Source organism: Megamonas sp., from assembly GCF_986095205.1.
Genome location: NZ_CFQVBI010000068.1, coordinates 1 through 6012, shown reverse-complemented (window position 1 = coordinate 6012; position 6012 = coordinate 1). Strand labels below are relative to the sequence as shown.

The 6012-nt window shown below is 34.9% G+C and carries 4 protein-coding genes; 1 reads left to right on the top strand and 3 read right to left on the bottom strand.

Annotation, left to right across the window (positions count from 1 at the left end; translation table 11 throughout):
- Positions 1–135: 135 nt before the first annotated feature.
- The 3 genes from pepD to AC5LAX_RS09780 form a co-directional block, all read right to left on the bottom strand.
- A complete protein-coding gene (gene pepD, locus AC5LAX_RS09790) occupies positions 136–1587 on the bottom strand; it encodes a beta-Ala-His dipeptidase (RefSeq protein WP_288909668.1) in 1452 nt (483 codons plus the stop codon).
- 267 nt (positions 1588–1854) lie between these two features.
- The gene (locus AC5LAX_RS09785; RefSeq protein ID WP_288909669.1) at positions 1855–2217 is read right to left on the bottom strand and encodes a P-II family nitrogen regulator; all 363 of its coding nucleotides are present in this window, start codon (positions 2215–2217) and stop codon (positions 1855–1857) included.
- A gap of 81 nt (positions 2218–2298) precedes the next feature.
- A complete protein-coding gene (locus AC5LAX_RS09780) occupies positions 2299–3690 on the bottom strand; it encodes an ammonium transporter (RefSeq protein ID WP_288909670.1) in 1392 nt (463 codons plus the stop codon).
- Positions 3691–4115: 425 nt separating this feature from the next.
- On the opposite strand from AC5LAX_RS09780, the gene putP reads away from it, so the two are divergent.
- Positions 4116–5621 (top strand): sodium/proline symporter PutP, encoded by a 1506-nt coding sequence (gene putP, locus AC5LAX_RS09775; protein WP_018999642.1) that lies wholly within the window; start codon positions 4116–4118, stop codon positions 5619–5621.
- Positions 5622–6012 lie beyond the last annotated feature (391 nt).

Here is a 6012-nt window from a genome sequence, read left to right as displayed (position 1 = left end):
TCTACTGTTTGAGCCTTGCGAGTTTAGAACGTTGTTGACATATTTTTATCTTTGACAAAGTAAAAAGTGCGTGAGCGGGTGGTTTTCTTTTTGGTTCATTTTTCTTTTGCACAAAAGAAAAACGAACATTAACCATTATTTATCTAATTTTTCCATAACGCCTTTAATTAATTTTACATGAGGAACTAATGTTTTTAATTCCAATCTTTCATTTGGGCTATGAATATCTATGTTGTTTGGTCCAATAGAAATTATATCTAAGTTTGGATTTTTAGCATAGAAATAGCTACATTCAAGACCTGCATGAATGGATTTTGCTTTCATATCAAAGCCATTTTGTTCTTTGAAAGTTTCTAATACTACATGTTTTAATTGACTATCTGGATTTGCAGGCCAACCAGGAGCAGGTTCTCCGCTTACAACGCGAATACCACAGCGTTTACCTAATTGAATATAAATATTTGCAATTTCTCTAGTCAATGCATCTACAGCACTTCTTGGGAATACAGATATTTCCACTGCATTTTCTTTAGTAACAACAGGGCCGATATTGGCAGATAATTCTACTAAGCCTTCTTCAACTTGAGACATCTTGAGTACGCCAGTCATGCTCAAATTAATGAAGTCCACAATACTGCTTGCATCTTCTTCAGACATTACACGTTCTGGAAGCTCACAAGGAACACAAGTAACTGTGAAATTCTTCTCTACATTGCCATAAGCAGCTTTTAAATAATCTGTAATTTTAGCCACCACTACATCAAATACTTTCACATTAGAAAGTGGGGAAGTGAATACAAATTCAGCTTCAGATGGAATTACATTTCTCGCTTTTAAACTACTGATACTTGCAAGTTCAATTTCTGTTTTTTTCATAATGCTATTGATTGCTTGAGCAATGATTTTTACAGCATTAGCATAACCACAATTAATAGCTTCACCAGAATGACCACCATGTAAATCTTTAACTACAAATTTATAAGCAGAACGATGTTCTGGTTTATGCCATGTAATGCGACGTTCTGCATCAACATTTACACTGCCTGCACTAGACAAAGTAAGCACATCAAAAGCTTCAGAATCACAGTTTATAAGATATTTTGCATCTAATAAATATTTAGCATCTAAAACTTTTGCCCCAGTCATGCCCTGTTCTTCATCTACAGTGAAAATAGCACGAATAGGACCATGATTGAAATCTTGTTGTAATAAATACATAGCTGCTGCTACGCCAATACCATCATCAGCGCCAAGACTAGTACCATCAGCACGTAAAAATTCACCATCATTGATAATTTTAATAGGGCTTGTAAGTGGATCATATTGCACACCTTCAGCTGCTACGCATACCATATCCATATGACCTTGAATGATTACACGTGGCCAAGTTTCACAACCTTTTGCTGCATCTTTATCAATGATTAAATTAAATTTTTCATCTTGAACTACTTTACAACCAAAAGATAAAGCACGTTCTTTCAAAAAATTACTTACTGCTTCTTCATGATTTGATTTACGTGGAATAGCTGCTAAATTGCTAAATTCAGCTAATACGCCATCCATAATTTCTTTATCAGTTAAAGACATAAGCTACACCTCGATTTTGATAATATATTATACTATATTATAGCATAAAATATATTTATTTTAACTTTATACAAGATAAAAAAAGAAGTTAGGTAATACCTAACTTCTCTTTCGTATATTCATTTATAAGTTATTTAATAAGCTAAAAAATATCCAAGAAATATCTCTATTTATCCATAGAGATATTTCTTGTTTGTGTATAAAGATATTTCTTTCATTATAATATATAGTCAAATTGACTACGCTTATTATAATGAAGGAAATTAATCATGCTTCATCATCTGTGATGGCTTTATCACCCATTGTACCTGTGCGAATACGCATAGCATTTTCTACATCATAAACGAAGATTTTACCATCACCAATATGACCTGTCTGCAAAGCTTTGCGTGCTGTTTCTAAAACTAATTCTACAGGAACTGCACAAACAATTGTTTCAATCTTTACTTTTGGTACAAGATTTACGCTATATTGTTTGCCACGATATACTTCAGTATGACCTTTTTGTAAGCCACAACCGTATACTTGACTTACAGTCATACCCTGAACACCGATTTTATTCAAAGCTTCTTTTAATTCTTCTAATTTACTAGCACGAGTTATTATTTCTACTTTCGTTATTTTACGCATAAAATCTACTCCTTACTAATGAAAATCTATAAATTCTTTTTCTTATAATAATACCACTAAAACTTTTAAATTTTAATTTTATTATTTTAAATCAACAGGTTTTGTAAAATTTTCACTAGCAAAAGCTTCTGCATTACTGGAAAGCAATGTATTGGCACTCATGATGGATTGATTGTATGCACGTTCACCATGTTCACAGATATCAATACCGGAAACTTCTTCATTTTCACTTGCACGAACCTGCATAAAGCAACTAACAACTTTAAATAAGATATAAGAACCTACAATAGCAAATACATAAGCTACTACTATAGAAATTAACTGAGCGATTAAAGTATCTGCACTACCATAGAATAAACCATCTGCACCAGCTGGATTTATTTCTGTGGAGCACCATAAACCTGTAGCTACAGCCCCCCATGTACCACCGATACCATGAACACCGAAAGCATCTAAGGAATCATCATAACCGAATTTTTCTTTAACAACTGCTACTGCAAAATAACAAACAATACCACCGATTAAACCGATAATTACAGCTGGAAGTGGAGCAACAAAACCTGCTGCTGGAGTGATGGCTACAAGACCTGCAACACAACCAGAAGCTGCACCTAAGATAGTAGGTTTGCCATGATGCATCCATTCACATGCTACCCAAGATACAGTCGCCATAGCTGCTGCTGCCTGTGTAGTAACAAAAGCATTTGCAGCAAGTGCATTAGCACCGAGAGCAGAACCTGCATTGAAGCCGAACCAACCAAACCATAAAAGTGTTGCACCAAGTACAGTCATTGGTAAATGATGTGGAAGCATTGGAACTTTGCCATAACCATGGCGTTTGCCAAGTAAAATACATACTGTAAGACCAGATACACCAGATAAAATATGAATTACTAATCCCCCTGCAAAATCTAAGGCACCGAGTTTAGCTAAGAAGCCGCCGCCCCATACCCAGTGAGCCATAGGGTTATAGATTAAGATTGCCCATAATAAGATGAATACTACGAAAGCGCCAAATTTCATTCTTTCTGCGAAAGCACCAGTAATAAGTGCAGGTGTAATAATAGCAAACATACACTGAAAAGCTACGAAAGCAAGTTCAGGAATAGTACCATTTTCCATTACCTGTAAACCAACACCAGTTAAACCAATTTTATCTAAGCTACCAATGAAACCGCCAATATCACTACCAAAAGTCATTGCATAACCAATAAGAACCCATTCCACAGAAATCATCGCTACAATGAAGAAACTGTGCATTATGGTACTCAATACGTTTTTACTTCTTACCATACCACCATAGAAAAATGCAAGACCTGGTGTCATGATAAATACAAGTGCTGCACTGATTAAAACCCATGCTGTATCACCTGTATCTATTGCTGCTGTAGTATCGTCAGCGGCGAAAGCCACAGATGCCATCATCGCTATGAACATAGCAGTCATAGATAATATAGACGCTAATTTTTTCATAAATTACACCCTTTCTTCATCACAAAATAAGCCAAAAATATATAATAATTGCTAAAATAAAAAACGCCTTGTCAAAGGATATACTGCTTTGTATATCTTTTAACAAGACGTCTTTGTCTTATTTTGCTATTAAATTACAAGATAATATCAATAATATCAACGAGTTTTTATTCTTTTTTGATGTACATCACCGCTGATGTTTTTTATTATATGACTGGACACTATATTTGTCAATTAAAAATATAAAAAAATTTTGTATACAATCCATAAAATAAAAATCTCCTTATATTTGTTGCAATATTTTCCCTATTTATATCATATTTTTATTATTTGTAGTATACACATTTACATATGTACATATTTTGCTTATCATGATACAATATTAACCATATAATTAAACATCAAAATTAAATAGGAGGTATCTTATGTCTGATAATATATCTATTATCGTCGCTTTTTTACTTTATTTGCTATTCATGATGGCAATCGGTGTTTATTTTTATTATCGCACTCATAATATGTCCGATTACATCTTAGGTGGCAGAAAACTTGGTGCTTGGGTAACCTCTATGAGTGCCGAAGCTTCCGATATGAGTGGTTGGATGCTCATGGGACTTCCTGGATTTGCTTATCTGGCTGGTCTAAATGCTGGCTGGATTGCCGTAGGTCTGGCTCTTGGTACTTGGGCAAATTGGCAATTTATCGCTCGTCGATTACGTAAATATACAGAACTTGCCAACAACTCTCTCACTTTGCCAGATTTCTTGCAAAATCGCTATCACGATAAAAGCCCTTTAATTCGTGTTGTAATGGCAATCTTTATTTTAATTTTCTTTATCATCTACACTTCTTCTGGATTTGTAGCTGGCGGTAAATTATTCAACACTATTTTGGGCATTCCTTATGAATATGCTCTTTGTCTTGGTGCTTTCGTTATCGTCTTTTATACTTTTGTAGGGGGATTTTTAGCCGTTTGTTGGACTGACTTTATCCAAGGCGTAATGATGTTCTTCGCTATCTTAATCGTCCCTATTGCTGCAGCTTTCACATTAGGGGGATTTGGTGATACATATACTGCTATCAGCATCACTAATCCAGAATTTTTCAATCCATTCACTAAACCAGATGGTTCTTATACTACAGTATTAGAATTGATTTCTCTACTTGCTTGGGGTCTTGGTTATTTTGGTCAACCTCATATCTTAGTGCGTTTCATGGCTATCACTTCTTCTAGTGAATTGAAAAAAGCCACTCGCATTGCTATGACTTGGGTAGTAATCTCTCTTACTGCTGCTGTATGTGTAGGTATGGTTGGTAGTGTTTATTTGACTACACCACTCAATGGCACTAATTCTGAAACAGTCTTCCTCGTTATGACTGATCATTTATTTAGTCCATTCTGGGCTGGTATCGTGCTTTCTGCTGTACTTGCAGCTATCATGAGTACAGCTTCTGCTCAATTATTAGTAGGTGCTTCTGCTGTAGCTCAAGACTTATATAAACAATTCATTCATAAAGACATCAATCCTCGTGAATTAGTACTCGTTACTCGTTTATCTGTAATCGGTATCGCCTTGATAGCTATTGCTCTCGGTCTTGATCCGAATAACTCCATTTTAAATATCGTTGCTTACGCTTGGGCAGGATTTGGTGCTACTTTCGGCCCTGCTTTATTATTCTCTCTCTTCTGGCGTCGCACTACAAGAAATGGAATCTTAGCAGGTATGATTGTCGGCGGTATCACTGTTCTTGTTTGGAAACAAATCACTTTATTAGATATCGCAACTGTATATCCAATTTTACAACTCTATGAAATCGTTCCAGGCTTTATCTTATCCTCTTTAGCTATCATTATTGGTAGTAAACTTGATAAAGCACCATCTAAAGAAATCACAGATATCTTTGACTCCGTAAAACATAGCAATATTTAAATAAATGTTCATTTCTTTGATGTCAGAGAGATGTTCATTTCTTTGGTGGCAAAGAAACGAACCAAAGAAACCACCCGCTCACGCACTTTTTACTTTGGCAAAGATAAAAATATGTCAACAACGTTCTAAACTCGCTTCGCTCAAACAGTAGAACTAACACCGTAGTCCTATTTTTATCTTTACCAATAGCCTATGGCTACCGTAAAAAATACTAAAATGCGGGAAATATTTGGTATTATATTTTTCCGCATTATAAAATTTTAGTGGTAACCTAAGGTTATTGAAAAAAATTATCGCTGAATACGTTTTTAGTCTGAATGTTTGAGCGAAGCGAGTTTCTAAGCGTTGTATGAAGCGATAATTATTTTCAAAACTAAAATTTTATCTGCGG

What these genes read in the sequence shown, in the direction of transcription:
- pepD (WP_288909668.1), bottom strand. Translation starts at nt 1,587, where the DNA reads ATGTCTTTAACTGATAAAGAAATTATGGATGGCGTATTAGCTGAATTT.
- AC5LAX_RS09785 (WP_288909669.1), bottom strand. Translation starts at nt 2,217, where the DNA reads ATGCGTAAAATAACGAAAGTAGAAATAATAACTCGTGCTAGTAAATTA.
- AC5LAX_RS09780 (WP_288909670.1), bottom strand. Translation starts at nt 3,690, where the DNA reads ATGAAAAAATTAGCGTCTATATTATCTATGACTGCTATGTTCATAGCG.
- putP (WP_018999642.1), top strand. Translation starts at nt 4,116, where the DNA reads ATGTCTGATAATATATCTATTATCGTCGCTTTTTTACTTTATTTGCTA.